Here is a 15,894-nt window from a genome sequence, read left to right on the forward strand (position 1 = left end):
CGTCGACGGGCGCCGCACCGACCTGTCGCGCATCGGCGCCCTGTCGTCGGGTCCCGGTATCCGGCTGCTGCTGGCCGACTCCACCAACGCCGAGGAGCCGGGCCACACCAGGAGCGAGTCGGACGTGGGCACGGTCCTGCGCGAGCTGTTCCGGCGTTACGACGGACGCCGGGTGGTCACGGCGTGCTTCGCCAGCCACATTCACCGCGTGCAGCAGGTGACGGCCGCCGCCCTGGCCACGGGTCGGGTCGTGGCCACACTCGGCCGGTCGATGGCCAAGAACGTGGCGCTGGCGCGCAGCCTGGGCCTGCTGGAGATCCCCGACGAGGCCCTGGTCGACATCGAGAAGGTCGACGAGCTGGACCCCGGCCGGGTGTGCGTCATCTCGACCGGCTCCCAGGGGGAGCCGATGTCGGCGCTGGCGCTGATGGCCGCCGGGGAGAACAAGCGGCTCAAGATCTCCGAGGGTGACGTGGTCATCATCAGCGCCCACGCCATTCCCGGCAACGAGTCGGCGGTCAGCCGGGTGATCGACGACCTCCACCGCCGGGGGGCGGAAGTGATCCACTCGGGGCTGGCCGAGGTCCACGTCAGCGGCCACGCCATGCGCGGGGAGCTGCAGACCCTGCTCGGGGTGGCCCGGCCCGAGTTCTTCATCCCGGTCCACGGCGAGTACCGCCACATGTACCACCACGCCGAGCTGGCGCGGCAGATGGGGGTCCCGGGGTCCAACGTGCTGCTCTGCGAGGACGGGGACGTGGTCACCCTGTCCGACGACGGGATCGACTTCGGGGGCCGGGTCCCCGCCGGCTACCTGTACGTCGACGGGATCGTCGGCGACGTCGGCCACGGGGTCCTGAGGGACCGTCGGGTCCTGGCCGAGGAGGGGGTCATCGTCGTGATCGTGGCCCTCGACGTCGGCTCGGGGGAGATCCTGACCGGTCCCGAGATCATCACCAGGGGCTGGGTCCACGCTCCGGAGGCCGAGCCCCTCCTCGAGGAGGCCCGGCAGGTGGTGAGGGCGGCGGTGGCCCAGGCGGTGACCGAGGGCTCGGCGTCGGAGCCCGAAGCGGTGAAGCGCCTGGTCCGCGGCGCCATCGGCCGGCTGGTCAACGAGCGGACCCGCCGCCGGCCCATGATCGTGCCGGTCGTGATGGAGGCCTGACGGCCGCCGGCGGGGTCGGGGCCCCGACCGGCGGAGGAGCCGGGGCGTAGGGGACCCGGCGGGAGGACGACAACGGTGCCTCGGGCCTCCTGGGGCTGGTGTTACGGTTGTGGCTGCTGTGACAACCACGCGGCGCGCCTCCCCGACCCGCCGGCGGACGACGGGGAGCAACCGACGCCCGCCCTCCGGCCGGCCCCGATCACGATCCGCAGGCTCGCGCCCGCGCCGGTCGTCGCGCACCCACCGGACCCCGGCCTGGGCCACGGGCATCTGGTCGCGCCTGGTCGCCCACCGCCGGGAGGCGGCGGGGGTGGCCCTTCTCGTGCTGGCCGTGGTGACCGGGCTCGGCACCTGGTTCGGGCTGTCGGGGCCGGGCGGGCGCGCCCTCGACACCGGCTTCGCCGACGCCCTAGGGGTGGCCCGTTACCCGCTGCCCGCCGCCTTCGGCTGGCTCGGGTTCCGCCTGCTCCGGGACCACGACGGTGGGCACACCGCCGCCCGGGTGGCGGTGGGGACCACCCTCGGTCTGGTGGCGGTGGCCGGTCTGGCCCACCTGGCGGGGGGCCCGGGGCGGCTGTCGGTCCCGGTGGCCCGGCTCCGCGGGCACGGCGGCTGGCTCGGTGGCCTCGGGGCCGAGGGTCTCCGGGCCGGGCTGGCGGGTTGGGGCGCCGCCGCCGTCCTCCTGGTTGCGGCCGTGCTCTCGGCGCTCATCGTCACCGCCACCTCCCTCCGCTCCGCCGCCGACGGTGTGGCGGCGGCGGCCCGGTGGTGTGGGCGGGCGGCGCTGGTGGCGGGGCGCCGGATGGCCGGGGCGATGGCCGGCCTGGCCGGCGCGGCCGGGGCCCGGGCTGCCGGCGAGCCCCCCGACGGGGAGATCCCGGCCGACCTCTCTCCCGACGGTGATCTGGCCGCGCATCCCCTCGACGCCGGCGAAGCGGGCGCCGAGGAGGGGGTCGATGCGCTCGAGCCCGAGCCGGAAGAGGCGGTGCCGGCGTCGGACCTGGGGCCGGCCGAGGCCGGGCCCGGCCGGCAGCTCAGCATCGACCTCGGCCCCGCCGGGCGCCCCGTGCCGTGGAAGCTGCCGTCCCCGTCGCTGCTCAAGCCGTCGGCGGCCCAGGAGCTCGACCGCCGCCAGATCGAGGCGGGGGGCCAGTCGCTGCAGCACGCCCTGGCCGCCCACGGGGTGGAGACCCGGCTGGTCGGCATGACCGTCGGCCCCACCGTCACCCGCTATGAGCTCGAGCTGGGCCCCGGGGTCAAGGTGGCCCGGGTGACCAGCCTGCACAAGGACATCGCCTACGCCATGGCCGCGCCCGACGTGCGGCTGCTGGCCCCGATCCCCGGCCGCTCCGCCATCGGCGTCGAGGTGCCCAACCGCCAACGCCAGCTGGTGTCCCTGGCCGACATCCTCCGGTCCGACGACGCCCGCCGCGCCACCCATCCCCTCGAGGTCGGGATGGGCCGGGACATCGCCGGCCGGGCCATCATGGTCAACCTGGCGGAGATGCCCCACATCCTCATCGCCGGCGCTACGGGAGCGGGCAAGTCGTCCTGCATCAACTCGATCGTGTCGAGCATCCTCATGCGCTCCACGCCCGAGCAGGTGCGCCTGATCCTCGTGGACCCGAAGCGGGTCGAGCTCGGCCAGTACAACGGTCTGCCGCATCTGCTCACCCAGGTGGTGGTCAACCCCAAGCGCGCCGCCAACGCCCTGTCGTGGGCGGTGCACGAGATGGAGCGCCGTTACGACCTCCTGGCCGAGGCCGGGGTGCGTGACATCACCGGCTACAACCAGGCCTACGACCGGGGGGACCTGACCGCCGCTCCCGGTGACGACGCCGAGCCCGCCCGCCTCCCGTTCATCCTGGTCGTCGTCGACGAGCTCAACGACCTGATGATGGTGGCGGCACGCGACGTGGAGGAGTCGATCTGCCGCATCGCCCAGATGGCGCGCGCCGTCGGCATCCACCTGGTCATCGCCACCCAGCGGCCGTCGGTCGACGTGATCACCGGCGTGATCAAGGCCAACATCCCGTCGCGCCTGGCGTTCTCGGTCTCCTCGCTGGCGGATTCGAGGGTCATCCTCGACCAGCCCGGGGCCGAGCGGCTGATCGGAAAAGGCGATCTCCTGCTCCTGACCGCGTCATCGAGCGTGCCCCGCCGCATCCAGGCGCCATGGATCAGCGAGGCCGAGGTCCGCGGGGTGGTGGCGCACTGGCGCCGGCAGGCCGAGCCCCAGTACGTCGAAGGGGTGGAGGGTGACGACGAGGGTCGCTCCGGCGCGGGGTCGCCTGACGACGGGGACGACGACGATCTCCTCGACACCGCCATGGAGCTGGTCGTCCGGTCGCAGCTGGGCTCGACGAGCATGCTGCAGCGCAAGCTGCGCGTCGGGTTCGCCCGCGCCGGCCGGCTGATGGACCTGCTCGAGCGCCGGGGCGTGGTCGGTCCCTCGGAGGGGTCCAAGGCCCGCGCCGTGCTGATGACGGTCGGGGAGCTCGACCAGCTCGAAGCCGAGCGCGTCTAGAGCGCGCCCGCCGTGCACGCGCGGGCTCCCGCCTCCTCCGCCAACCTCGGCCCGGGGTTCGACACCCTTGCTCTGGCCGTCGACCTCCACGTCGAGGTGGAGCTCGAGGCGGCCCCGGCCCTCGAGGTGCACGCCGAGGGGGAGGGGGCCGAGCTGCCCACCGACCGCTCCCACCTGGCGGCCCGGGTGGCGGCCGAGGTCCTGGGCCACGACCGGTTCCGGCTGCGCGTCCGCTCGGCCATACCGGTGGGCCGGGGGCTGGGCTCCTCGGCGGCCCTGGCCGCCGCCGCCGCCGGGGCCGCCGGCGCCGGCCCCGAGGACGCCCTCGCCATCGCCGCCCGCCACGACGGCCACCCCGAGAACGCCGCCGCCTCCGTGTTCGGCGGGCTGGTGGCCGCCACGGTGCTCGACACCGAGACCGTCTGCGTCCCGTTCCCGCTCGACCCGGCTCTGGCGTTCGTGGTGCTGGTCCCGGACCGCCGCCTGTCCACCTCCGAGGCCCGGGCCGCCCTGCCCACACAGATCGGGCACGGTGACGCCGCCTTCAACCTGGGGCGGATGGCCCTGCTCCTGGCCGGGCTGGCCGATGCCGGCCGGCTGCGGCCGGAGGCCACCGCCGACCGCCTGCACCAGGAGCAGCGGGGCCGCCTCTTCCCCGAGGCCCGCGCCCTCCTCGACGGGCTGGTGGCGGCCGGGGCGCGGGCGGCGTGCTGGTCGGGCGCCGGTCCCAGCCTGCTGGCGTTCTGCATCGAGTCCGACGCCGAACGGATCAGGGAGGCGGCCGCCCTGCTCCTGGCCGAGCACGGGGTCCCGGGCCGGGCCCTGCGCCTGGGGGCGGATCGGTCCGGCCTGGTGGTGGGGGGTTAGCCCGTCACATCGCCCGCCGGGTGCCCTACGCCCCGGCTCCTCCGCAGGGCGGGGGCCCCGGCCCCGCCTGCGGCCGTTAGCGTCACCTGGTGCCCAGCGCCCCGAGCCGCGACCTCGAGGCCGTCCCCAACCCCCACCCGGGCCGGGACTACGAGATCCTCTGCGAGAGCCCGGAGTTCACCTGCGTGTGCCCCCTCACGGGCCAGCCCGACTTCGCCACGGTGACCGTCACCTACGTGCCGGACCGGTCCATCGTCGAGCTCAAGTCGCTCAAGCTGTACCTGTGGAGCTACCGGGACGAGGGCGCCTTCCACGAGGACGTCACCAACCGGATCCTCGACGACCTGGTGGCGGCGTTGGCGCCCCGCCGCATGACCGTGCGCACCGACTGGAACGTGCGGGGCGGGATCCACACCGTCGTCGAGGCGGCCCATCCCTGACAGCCCGTAGATTTAGGTGGTGGCCGGGTCCTACTGGGTCGAGACCCTCGGCTGTCCGAAGAACCAGGTCGACTCCGACAAGCTGACCGGAACGATCGTGGCGGACGGCCTGGTGCCGGCGCGCCGTCCCGAGGACGCCGACCTGATCGTGGTGAACACCTGCGCCTTCATCGAGGAGGCGCGCCAGGAGTCGGTCGACACGATCCTCGACCTGGCCGACCGCCGGCGGGACGGCAGCAGGCTGGTCGTCACCGGCTGCCTGGCCGAGCGCTACGGGTCGGAGCTGGCCGCCGCCCTGCCCGAGGCCGACCTGGTGGCGGGCTTCGGGGTACCGGTCACCCTGGGGGCCCGGCCCCGCCGGGACGGGGACGCCGCCGGCCTCGACCTCCTCGAGCTGCCCCGGCCCCCGGCGTCGGCCCCGTGGGCGTACGTCAAGGTCGCCGAGGGGTGTGACCGGGCCTGCGGCTTCTGCGCCATCCCGAGCTTCCGGGGACGCCAGCGCTCCCGCCCGGTGCCGTCGATCCTGGCCGAGGTCGAGGCTCTCGGCGTCTCCGAGGTCGTGCTGGTGGCCCAGGACCTGGCGTCCTACGGCCGGGACATCGGCCGGCCCGGCGCCATCCACGATCTCGTGGCGGCGGTGGCGGCCGGCGTGGCGCGGACCCGCCTCCTCTATCTCTATCCCTCCGAGCTCACCGACCGGCTGGTCGAGACGGTCTGCGCCACGGGCGTGCCGTACTTCGACCTCTCGCTGCAGCACGTGTCCCGGCCGCTGCTGCGCCGCATGCGCCGCTGGGGGGACGGCGCCCGCTTCCTCGAGCGGGTCGCGGCCATCCGCCGCCGGGAGCCCGACGCCGTGTTCCGCTCCTCGTTCATCGTCGGCTACCCGGGGGAGACCGAGGAGGACCACGACGCCCTCCTGGCGTTCATCGAGGAGGCCCAGCTGGACTGGGCGGGGTTCTTCTCCTACTCGGAGGAGGAGGGCACCCACGCCGCCGGCCTGGACGGGAAGGTGGACCGTGCCCTGGCCCTCGAGCGGCTCTCCGAGCTCGGCGCCGCCCAGGATCTCATCACCGCATCCCGCCGGGCCGATCTGGTCGGCCGCCCCCTCGACGTGCTGGTCGACGCGCCGGGCCGGGGCCGGTCCCACCGGGAGGCCCCCGAGATCGACGGGATCGTGCGCCTTCCCGGGCATCTGCCGACCGGTTCGTTCGCCCGGGTGGTGGCCGTCGGTGCCGCCGGACCCGATCTCGAAGCAATCGCGGCGGAGGCGGCGTAGTGGCGCGGGTCGCGCGTCAGCTCCCCCCCGGCGCGGCGCCGGTGCCGTGGTTCGGCCCGACGGCGCTGGCCACGCCGGCCAACGCCCTGACGGCGGCGCGCTTCCTCGTGACGCCGCTGTTCATAGCCCTCATCGTCACGCGCGGCCCGTCCTGGGTCACCGTGGCCGTCGGCGCCCCGCTGGCGCTGTCCGACGTGATGGACGGCTGGGTGGCCCGCCGCATGGGCGCAACCCGCTCCGGCGCCTTCCTCGATCCCCTGGCCGACAAGTTCCTGGTGATCGGATCGTTGATATCCCTCTGCGCCACCGGGGCGTTCTGGTGGCCCCCGGTCGCGATGATCGCGGCGCGGGAGCTCGTCATCAGCGTGCACCGCGCCCGGCTGGGGCGGAAGGGCATCTCGGTGCCGGCCACCGGTCCCGCCAAGCTGAAGACGCTGGCCCAGGACACCGCCGTCGGGTTCGCCGTTCTGCCGCCCCTGGCCCCCCGGCACCTGATCCTCGCCACCACGGTGCTGTGGATCGCGGTGGCGCTGTCGCTGTGGACCGGGCGTCAGTACCTCCGCGCCGTGACGTCGTGAGGGACGGGGCCGAGGGCGCGGTCGGCGCGTGAGGGCCGCCGTGGTGGCGGTCGGCACCGAGCTGCTGCTGGGCCAGATCGTCGACACGAACTCGTCCTGGATCGGCCAGGCCCTGGCCGAGGCCGGGATCGACTCCCACCTGCAGATGAAGGTGGGTGACAACCTCGACCGGATCGTCGACGTCCTGCGCCTGGCGCTGGAGCGCAGTGACGCGGTGATCGTGTGCGGCGGGCTCGGCCCCACCCAGGACGACATCACGCGCGACGCGATAGCAGCGGTGATGGGGGTGGGGCTCCACCGCGACGAGGACGTCCTCACGCGCATCAAGGAGATGTTCGCGGCGCGGGGCCGGGAGATGGCCGCCAACAACGCCCGTCAGGCCGACGTCCCCGACGGCGGCGAGGTCATACCCCAGACGCGCGGCACGGCGCCGGGGCTGATCTGCCCTGTCGGCGGCAAGGTGGTCTACGCCGTTCCCGGCGTTCCCCACGAGATGACCGACATGGTGGAGCGGGCGATCATCCCCGACCTGCAGGGGCGCTCGGGCACGCCGGCGGTGATCATCTCGCGCACGCTGCGGACGTGGGGCCTGGCCGAGTCCACGCTGGCCGAGGTCGTGGCCCCGAGGCTCGAGGCCCTCGACGAGGGGGGAGGGAACCCGACGATCGCCTTCCTGGCGAGCGGCATCGAGGGGATCAAGGTCCGGGTGACCGCCAAGGCGCCGGACCGCGCCGCCGCCCTCGCTCTGCTCGACGCCGAGGAGGCGGAGCTGCGCGCCATCCTCGGGGAGCTCGTCTTCGGGGTCGACGACGAGTCGATGGAGCACGCGGTCGGCAAGCGGCTCCTGGCGGGAGGCCTCACCCTCGCGGTGGCCGAGTCGCTCACGGGCGGGCTCGTCGCGTCGCGACTGGTGAACGTCCCGGGGTCGGGGGACTGGTTCAAGGGCGGGGTCGTCGCCTACGACAGCGAGGTGAAGTACGCGGTGCTCGGGGTGCCGAGGGGCCCGGTGGTCACCGCCGAGGCCGCCCGGGCCATGGCCGAGGGCGTCCGCCGCCTGACCGGGGCCGACGTCGGTCTCGCCACCACCGGCGTGGCCGGGCCCGACAGTCAGGAGGGCCGGCCCGTCGGCACCGTCTTCCTCGGGCTGGCGCTCCCGGGGGAGGAGCCCGAGGCCACCGAGGTCCACCTGCCGGGCGACCGGGACCGGGTGCGCCAGTTCTCGACGATCTCGCTGCTCGACCAGGTCCGCCGGCGCCTGCCCGCTCCCTGACCGGCCGCGCCGGGGCGACGCGGTGAGGTTGTTCGTGGCGGTGTGGCCCGACGCCGCCACCGTCGACCTGCTCTCGTCGTTGCCCCGGCCCGCTCTGCCCGGTGTCCGCTGGACCCGGCCCGACCAGTGGCACGTGACCGTGCGCTTCCTGGGCGACGCCGAGCCCGGCGCCGTGGCCTCCCGCCTCGGGTCGGCTCTGCCCGCCGGGCCGCCCGTCCGGGCGGAGATGGGGCCGGCCCGCGCCCGCCTCGGCAGGGGGGTGCTCCAGGCGCCCGTGGCCGGGCTGGAGGACCTGGCCGGCGCGGTGGTGGAGGCCACCGCCGACCTGGGCCAACCGCCCCGGCCCGGGCCCTTCCACGGGCACCTGACCCTGGCGCGGGCCCGGCGCCCCGAGGATCTCCGGCCCCTGGTGGGCCGGCCCGCGTCCTCGTCCTGGCCGGTCCCGGAGGTGACCCTGGTCTCGAGCGCCACCGGACGGACCGGCAGCCGGTACGAGGTTGTCGGGCGGTGGGCCCTCGGCGTCGCCGGGTCCTGAGGCCCTGAGGCCCTGAGGTCCACCACCCGAACAGGTGTTCGGAACTACACTCGTGTCGTTACACGGATGTGGTTCGGGCGGGGGTCGGTGTCACACCCCGTCCGTAGGTTCAGCGCCATCGACGCCCGGAGGCGAGGACCCCCGGGGAGATTCTCGAGGAGGAGCGGTGGAACGAGAGAAGGCTCTGGAGATGGCCATGGGCCAGATCGAGAAGCAGTTCGGCAAGGGCTCGATCATGCGGATGGGGGACAAGACCTCGATGGCCATCGAGGTCGTCTCCACCGGCGCTCTGGCGCTGGACATCGCCCTCGGCGTGGGTGGCCTGCCCCGAGGCCGGATCGTGGAGATCTACGGACCGGAGTCGAGTGGAAAGTCGACGCTGGCCATGCACGTCGTGGCCGAGGCCCAGCGCAACGGGGGCATCTGCGCCTACGTCGACGCCGAGCACGCCATGGATCCGATCTATGCGGCCGCCATCGGAGTCAACGTCGACGATCTGCTGATCTCCCAGCCCGACACGGGTGAGCAGGCGCTGGAGATCGCCGACACGCTCGTGCGGTCGGGGGCGCTCGACGTTCTGGTCATCGACTCGGTGGCGGCGCTGACCCCTCGGGCCGAGATCGAGGGCGAGATGGGGGACAGCCATGTCGGCCTGCAGGCGCGGCTCATGTCCCAGGCCCTGCGGAAGATGACGGCCAGCCTCTCACGGTCGAACACCGTCGCCGTCTTCATCAACCAGCTGCGGGAGAAGATCGGTGTGATGTACGGCTCACCCGAGACGCAACCGGGTGGTCGGGCGCTGAAGTTCTACTCGTCGGTCCGCCTCGACATCCGCCGGATCGAGTCGATCAAGGACGGCGCCGAGGTGGTGGGCAACCGCACCCGGGTGAAGGTGGTGAAGAACAAGTGCTCCGCCCCGTTCAAGCAGAGCGAGTTCGACATCATGTACGGCCGGGGGATCAGCCGGGAGGGGTCGCTGCTCGACGTGGCCGTCGACCTCGGCTTCGTGAAGAAGTCGGGCGCCTGGTTCACCTACGAGGGTGAGCAGCTCGGGCAGGGCCGGGAGAACGCCAAGCAGTTCCTGACCGAGCACCCCGAGGTCATGGTGGAGATCAACGAGAAGATCCACCAGCAGATGGGGATCGGCGGCCCCGTCATCGACGTCCGGTTGGGGGAGGGCGCCGGAGACGACGAGCCCATCCTCATCGGGGACTGACGCACGTCCACGGTCCCGGCCCCGCTGTCACTCTCAGCGTTCGGGGCCGGGGCCGAAATGTCCCCTTCCGGCGCAGGAGGCACCGGGCCGGCGTCGAACCTTGTGCCTGACAGACCCGAGGCACGAGAGGACCCAGGAGACGAGGGGCCGGCTATGGACGTACTCAAGGTCTCCAGCAAATCCGTGCCGAGCTCGGTCGCCGGCGCCATGGCGGGCGTCGTCCGCCAATACGGCGCCGTCGAGGTCCAGGTGGTCGGGGCGGGCGCCCTGAACCAGGCCATCAAGGCGGTGGCGATCGCCCGCGGCTACCTGGCGCCGTCCGGGATGGACGTGGTCTGCGTCCCGACCTTCGTCGACGTCGAGATCGACGGGGAGAGCCGTACCGCCCTCCGCCTGTCGATCGAGGACCGCTCCGCCCACGCCGGCCCCCCGGCCACCCGGAGCGTCGTGGACCTGCGTGACAGGGACGCCGTCCCACGCGACGGAGACGGCAGCAGGGCCCCCTTATCCTTGGAGGCGTGACCCGCCGGTTCCTCGTGCGCACCTTCGGGTGCCAGATGAACGAGCACGACTCCGAGCGCATCGCCGGGCTGCTCGCCGCCGACGGGATGGTTCCGACCGACGACCCGGCCGACGCCGACGTGGTCGTGCTCAACACCTGCTGCATCCGGGAGAACGCCGACGACCGCCTGTACGGCCACCTCGGCGCCCTCAAGGCCCTGCGCCGGGAGCGCCCGGAGATGCAGATCGCGGTGGCCGGCTGCCTGGCCCAGAAGGACCGCGACCTGATCCGGGAGCGGGCCCCCCACGTCGACGTCGTCTTCGGCACCCACAACGTCGGGGCCGCCGCCGAGCTCCTGCGCCGGGCCCGCCAGGAGGGTCCGGTCGTCGAGATCGTCGAGGACTCCGGGGAGCTGCCCCCCGCCCTTCCCGTCCGGCGCCACCTGCCCCACGCCGCGTGGGTGACGATCCAGATCGGATGCGACAACTCGTGCGCCTTCTGCATCGTGCCGGCGGTGCGGGGCCGGGAGGTCAGCCGGCCCTTCGACGAGATCGTCGCCGAGGTCGAGGGGCTGGCGGACTCCGGAGTGGTCGAGGTCACCCTTCTCGGACAGAACGTCAACTCCTATGGGAGGGAGGGGGGGAACCGGCCGAGACCCCGCTTCGCCGAGCTGCTGCACGCCGTGGGGGAGGTCGGCGGCATCGAGCGGGTGCGGTTCACGAGTCCCCATCCCAAGGACCTGCGCCCGGAGGTGATCGACGCCATGGCCGAGACGCCGGCGGTGTGCGAGCACCTGCACCTGCCTCTGCAGTCGGGCAGTGATGCCGTGCTGGCCGCCATGCACCGGGGTTACCGCGCCGCCCGCTACCTCGAGAAGCTGGAGGCGGCGCGCCGGCGCGTGCCCGACCTGGCCGTGACCACCGACATCATCGTGGGATTCCCGGGGGAGACCGAGGACGACTTCGCCGCCACCCTGGAGGTGGTCACGGCGGCGGAGTACGACAGCGCCTACACCTTCGTGTTCTCGCCCCGGCCCGGGACCGAGGCGGCGGCCATGACCGACCGCTTCGTCGATCCCGAGGTCGTGGCGGAACGGTTCTCCCGGCTCAAGGTGGTCGTCGAGCGCTCGGCGCTGGCCCGCCACCGGGCGCGGATCGGCCGGCGGGAGCGGGTGCTGGTCGAGGGCCCGAGCCGCAAGGACCCGAGCGTGCTCACCGGGCGCACCCGGCAGAACAAGCTGGTGCACTTCTCCGATGCCACCGGGGTGCTCGGATCGGGATCGTCGGCCGAGGTTCTCGTCACCGCCGCCGCCCCTCACCATCTCCTCGGGGAGCTGGTCGGCCCGGGCCCGCGGCCGGGGCGGCGCCGGTCCCTGATCCCGGTGACGGCCTCCTGAGCGAGCCCCCTCTGCGGGCGGTGGCGGTGGTCGGCCCCACCGCATCGGGCAAGTCGCAGGTGGCGATGGAGCTGGCCCGCCGAGGGGGCCGGAGCCCGGTGGAGATCGTCTCGGTGGACTCCATGCAGGTCTACCGGGGGATGGACATCGGCACGGCCAAGCCCACCTCGGCCGAGCGGGAGGCGATCCGCCACCACCTGGTCGACGTGGCCGACCCCTCCGAGGAGTTCTCGGTCAGCCGCTACCAGGCCGGCGCCGCCGCCGCCCTGGCCGAGGTGGCGGAGCGCCCGGCCCGGGCCCTCCTCGTCGGCGGCACCGGGCTGTACCTCCGGGCCGTGGTGGACGAGCTGGAGATCCCCGGCCAGTGGCCGGAGGTGCGCGCCGCTCTGGAGGAGGAGGCCGACCGCGGCGGGGTCCCGGCCCTGCACGACCGGCTGGCGGCGCTGGACCCCACCGCGGCGGGGCGGATGCTCGCCACCAACCGCCGCCGGGTCCTCCGGGCCCTCGAGGTCTGCATCGGTAGCGGGCGGCCCTTCTCCTCCTACGGCCCCGGGCTGGAGGCCTACCCGCCCCGGCCGGTGCGGATCTTCGGGCTCGAGGTGGAGCGGGCCGAGCTCGACGAGCGCATCGCCCGGCGTTACGAGCGCCAGATGGCGGTGGGCTTCCTCGACGAGGTGGCGGCCCTGGCGGCCCGGCCCGCCGGCCTGTCCCGCACGGCCCGGCAGGCCCTCGGCTACCGCGAGCTGCTGGCCCACCTGGCCGGCCGCCTGGGGCGGGAGGAGGCCGTGGCGGAGGCGGTCCGCCGGACCCGGAGCTTCGCCCGGCGCCAGCAGGCGTGGTTCCGCCGCGACCCCCGGGTCGAATGGGTGCCGGCGGGCGGCGCCGAGGGGCCGGGGAAAGCGGTCGCTGCCATCGCGGCCGGGCTGGGAGACTGGTGGGGATGACCGCCCGGCCCGCCACCGCCCGGCTGCGCAAGCACCACGGTCTCGGGAACGACTTCCTCGTCCTGATCGATCTCGAGGGCCACCACCCGGTGGACGCCGGATGGGCGCGGGCGCTGTGCGACCGCCATCGCGGCGTGGGGGCCGACGGGGTGATCCGGGCGACTCCGGGGCCGGACCCGCAGTCGTGGAGCATGGAGCTGCGCAACGCCGACGGCACGGTGGCCGAGACCAGCGGCAACGGCCTGCGCTGCCTGGCCCAGGCCCTGGTCCTGTCCGGGGCGGGGGTGGGCCCCGACCTGGCCATCGCCACCGCCGCCGGCCTCCGCCGGGCCCGGGTGGGGCCGACCGGCCCCGACGGCCGGGCCGAGGTCAGCGTGGGCATGGGCCGGGCCGTGCTCGGCCCCGAGCAGGCCACCGAGTCACCCGACCGCAGGGGCCGGCGCGTGGACCTCGGCAACCCGCACCTCGTCGTGCTGGTGCCGGACCCGACCGCCGTGGACGTCGGGGCCGAGGGCCGGGCCGAGGAGTCGCGGGTGCCGGGCGGGATCAACGTGGAGTTTGCCGCCGTGACCGCGCCGGGGGTCGTGCTGATCCGCACCTGGGAGCGCGGGGCGGGCGAGACCGAGGCCTGCGGCAGCGGCAGCTGCGCCGTCGCGGCCGTGCTCCGCGACTGGGGGCTGGTCGGGGACGCGGTCGAGGTGGTGAATCCGGGAGGCCGGGTCCACGTGGGCTTCGAGGGACCGGACGGCGGGGACCTGGTCCTGACCGGGCCCGCCCAGTTCGTGTGCGAGGTCGAGGTACCCGTCCCTTGACCCTGATCGACCGGAGGTTCCGGGAGCGGATCGTGCTGGTCGGGGTGGTGATGCCGGTCAGCGGCCTCGACGAGGTGGAGGCGGGCCTGGACGAGCTGGCCCTTCTCGTCGCCCCCGCCGGTGCCGACGTGGCGGCCCGCGTGGTGCAGCGCCGCGCCAGCCCCGATCCCGCCACCTACGTGGGCCGGGGCAAGGCCGAGGAGCTGCACGACGTGTCCGAGCACGTCGATGCCGACACCGTGGTCTTCGACGAGGAGCTGTCACCCGCCCAGCAGCGCAACCTCGAGAAGATCCTCGGACGCACCGCCATCGACCGGACGGCGGTGATCCTCGACATCTTCGCCCAGAACGCCAGCACCCCCGAGGGGCGGGCCCAGGTGGAGCTGGCCCTGCTGCGCTACCGCCTGCCCCGGCTCCGCGGGCGGGGCACCCACCTGTCCCAGCAGGCCGGCGGCATCGGGACCCGGGGCCCGGGTGAGACCCAGCTCGAGGTCGACCGCCGGCGCATCCTGCGTCGCATCGGCCGCCTCGAGGACGAGCTGCGGCAGCTGACCCGGACCCGCCGCACGCAGCGCCGGAGCCGGCAGCGGGGTCGCCTGTCGTCGGTCTCGCTCGTCGGCTACACCAACGCAGGCAAGTCCCGCCTGCTCAACGCCCTCACCGACGCCGGGGTGCTGGTGGAGAACCGGCTGTTCGCCACCCTCGATCCGCGTACCCGGCGGCTGCAGATGCCCGGTGGGGAGACCGTGCTGGTCTCGGACACAGTGGGGTTCGTCCGCAAGCTCCCCCACCAGCTGGTGGAGGCCTTCCGCTCGACCCTCGAGGTGGTGGCGGAGTCCGACCTGCTGGTGCACCTGGTCGACGCCTCGGCCGCCGATCCGGAAACCCAGATCGACGCCGTCCGCACGGTCCTGGCCGAGATCGGGGCGGGGGACGTGCCCGAGCTCCTGGCGTTCAACAAGTCCGACCTCTCCCCCGAGGCCAAGCGGCTGGCCGAGCTCCATCCCGGCGCGGTGGCCATCTCCGCCGCCACCGGGGAGGGGCTCGACGCCCTCACCGAGGCCGTGGCCGACCGGCTGCGGGCCCGCACCGCGGTGGTGGAGCTGCTCGTGCCCTACGAGCGCGGGGACGTCCTGGCCGCCGTGCACCGCGAGGGCGAGGTCCTGGAGGAGGGCCCGGGGGAGGGCGCCACCCGGGTGCTGGCCCGGCTGGACCGGGTCGGGCGGGCCCGCTTCTCGGAGTTCGCCCCCGTCCGGGAGGGGAGCGGATGAGCGGCGGCGGGGTCGGCTTCGTCCCGCCCGCCTACCCCTACGACCGCCTCGACCGGGCCCGGGCCCTGGCCGCGGGGCACGAGGGCGGCGTCGTCGACCTGTCGGTCGGGACGCCGTGCGACCCGCCCCCTCCGGCCGTGGTCGAGGCCCTGGCCCGCTCCGGCGCCGAGCGGGGCTATCCGACCTCCGTCGGATCCCCGGCGTTGCGCGCCGCGGCGGCGGAGTGGATCGGGCGCCGCCTGGGGGTGGCGGTGGACCCGGCCTCGGTGGCGGCCTGCGTCGGCACCAAGGAGCTGGTGGCCACGACGCCGCAGTGGATGCGCCTGCGCCGCCCCGACCGCGACACCGTGCTGCATCCGGCGGTGGCCTACCCGACCTACGGGATGGGGGCGGTGCTGGCGGGCCTGCGGCCGGTCGCGGTCCCGGTCGACGCCGAGTGGCGCCTCCGCCTCGACGCCGTCGCCGAGGAGGACGCCGCCCGGGCCCTGCTCCTCTGGGTCAACACGCCCGGCAACCCCGCCGGGCAGCTCGACGACCTGGAGGCGGCGGCGGCCTGGGGACGCGCCCGCGGGATCCCGGTCTTCAGCGACGAGTGCTACGCCGAGTTCACCTGGGACGGGCCGCCGCGCACCGTCCTGGCCGGGGGCCTCGACGGGGTGGTGGCGGTCCACTCACTGTCCAAGCGCTCCAACCTGGCCGGGGCGCGGGTGGGCTTCTACGCCGGGGACGGCGATCTCGTGCACTACCTGTCGGAGGTGCGCAAGCACGCCGGGCTCATGGTGCCCGGCCCGGTGCAGGCGGCGGCGGTCGTGGCCCTGTCCGACCAGGGCCACGTCGACGAGCAGCGGGAGCGCTACCGGGGCCGCCTCGAGCGCTTCGCCAAGGTGCTGGCGGCGGTCGGGACGCCGGTGACCCTGCCCGGGGGCGGTTTCTATCTGTGGCCCCGCGCCCCCGAGACGGCGGAGGGCCGCGACCCGGCCTGGGCCCTCACCGAGCGGCTGGCCGCCGAGGGCGGCGCCCTCGTGAGCCCCGGCGAGTTCTACGGTGTCGCCGCCGCCGCCCACGTACGGGTGGCGCTCGTCGCACCCGACGACC

The 15,894-nt window shown here is 74.5% G+C and carries 14 protein-coding genes and 1 pseudogene; all 15 read left to right on the plus strand.

The window, feature by feature from the left end; translation table 11 throughout:
* A partial coding sequence (locus tag VFW24_17675) for a ribonuclease J (protein HEX5268599.1) occupies positions 1–1,165 on the plus strand: 1,165 nt, incomplete at its 5' end.
* Between the two features lie 310 nt (positions 1,166–1,475).
* Positions 1,476–3,692, plus strand: a complete 2,217-nt coding sequence (locus VFW24_17680; GenBank protein ID HEX5268600.1) for a DNA translocase FtsK — start codon at positions 1,476–1,478, stop codon at positions 3,690–3,692.
* A 12-nt stretch (positions 3,693–3,704) separates the two neighbouring features.
* Positions 3,705–4,559: a homoserine kinase gene (thrB, locus tag VFW24_17685; protein HEX5268601.1), complete on the plus strand. Its 855-nt coding sequence runs from the start codon at positions 3,705–3,707 to the stop codon at positions 4,557–4,559.
* An 89-nt stretch (positions 4,560–4,648) separates the two neighbouring features.
* Complete coding sequence (gene queF / locus VFW24_17690) at positions 4,649–4,999, plus strand: preQ(1) synthase (GenBank protein ID HEX5268602.1); 351 nt, start codon at positions 4,649–4,651, stop codon at positions 4,997–4,999.
* A 19-nt stretch (positions 5,000–5,018) separates the two neighbouring features.
* Positions 5,019–6,275, plus strand: a complete 1,257-nt coding sequence (locus VFW24_17695) for a MiaB/RimO family radical SAM methylthiotransferase (GenBank protein ID HEX5268603.1) — start codon at positions 5,019–5,021, stop codon at positions 6,273–6,275.
* Positions 6,275–6,853, plus strand: coding sequence for a CDP-alcohol phosphatidyltransferase family protein (locus tag VFW24_17700; protein HEX5268604.1), 579 nt, complete (start codon positions 6,275–6,277; stop codon positions 6,851–6,853). The genes VFW24_17695 and VFW24_17700 overlap by 1 nt, the downstream gene beginning before the upstream one ends.
* A gap of 28 nt (positions 6,854–6,881) precedes the next feature.
* The gene (locus VFW24_17705; protein ID HEX5268605.1) at positions 6,882–8,123 is read left to right on the plus strand and encodes a competence/damage-inducible protein A; all 1,242 of its coding nucleotides are present in this window, start codon (positions 6,882–6,884) and stop codon (positions 8,121–8,123) included.
* A gap of 22 nt (positions 8,124–8,145) precedes the next feature.
* Entirely contained in the window at positions 8,146–8,658 is a 513-nt protein-coding gene (locus VFW24_17710; protein HEX5268606.1) for a 2'-5' RNA ligase family protein, read from the plus strand.
* Positions 8,659–8,824: 166 nt separating this feature from the next.
* Entirely contained in the window at positions 8,825–9,874 is a 1,050-nt protein-coding gene (gene recA / locus VFW24_17715) for a recombinase RecA (protein ID HEX5268607.1), read from the plus strand.
* 153 nt (positions 9,875–10,027) lie between these two features.
* Positions 10,028–10,285, plus strand: a pseudogene (locus tag VFW24_17720) (stage V sporulation protein S).
* Positions 10,286–10,392: 107 nt separating this feature from the next.
* Positions 10,393–11,772 carry a tRNA (N6-isopentenyl adenosine(37)-C2)-methylthiotransferase MiaB gene (miaB, locus tag VFW24_17725; GenBank protein HEX5268608.1) on the plus strand — a complete coding sequence of 460 codons (1,380 nt, stop codon included), beginning with the start codon at positions 10,393–10,395 and terminating at the stop codon, positions 11,770–11,772.
* 20 nt (positions 11,773–11,792) lie between these two features.
* Entirely contained in the window at positions 11,793–12,716 is a 924-nt protein-coding gene (miaA, locus tag VFW24_17730; protein ID HEX5268609.1) for a tRNA (adenosine(37)-N6)-dimethylallyltransferase MiaA, read from the plus strand.
* The gene (gene dapF / locus VFW24_17735) at positions 12,713–13,528 is read left to right on the plus strand and encodes a diaminopimelate epimerase (protein ID HEX5268610.1); all 816 of its coding nucleotides are present in this window, start codon (positions 12,713–12,715) and stop codon (positions 13,526–13,528) included. Before miaA ends, dapF begins: the two co-directional genes overlap by 4 nt.
* Positions 13,525–14,799: a GTPase HflX gene (gene hflX, locus VFW24_17740; protein ID HEX5268611.1), complete on the plus strand. Its 1,275-nt coding sequence runs from the start codon at positions 13,525–13,527 to the stop codon at positions 14,797–14,799. The genes dapF and hflX overlap by 4 nt, the downstream gene beginning before the upstream one ends.
* Positions 14,796–15,894 (plus strand): aminotransferase class I/II-fold pyridoxal phosphate-dependent enzyme (locus tag VFW24_17745; protein HEX5268612.1); only part of this gene is annotated, 1,099 nt, incomplete at its 3' end. The genes hflX and VFW24_17745, both read left to right, overlap by 4 nt.

The organism is Acidimicrobiales bacterium (assembly GCA_036273495.1).
Lineage (GTDB): Bacteria > Actinomycetota > Acidimicrobiia > Acidimicrobiales > JAJPHE01 > DASSEU01.

What these genes read in the sequence shown, in the direction of transcription:
- dapF (HEX5268610.1), top strand. Translation starts at nt 12,713, where the DNA reads ATGACCGCCCGGCCCGCCACCGCCCGGCTGCGCAAGCACCACGGTCTC.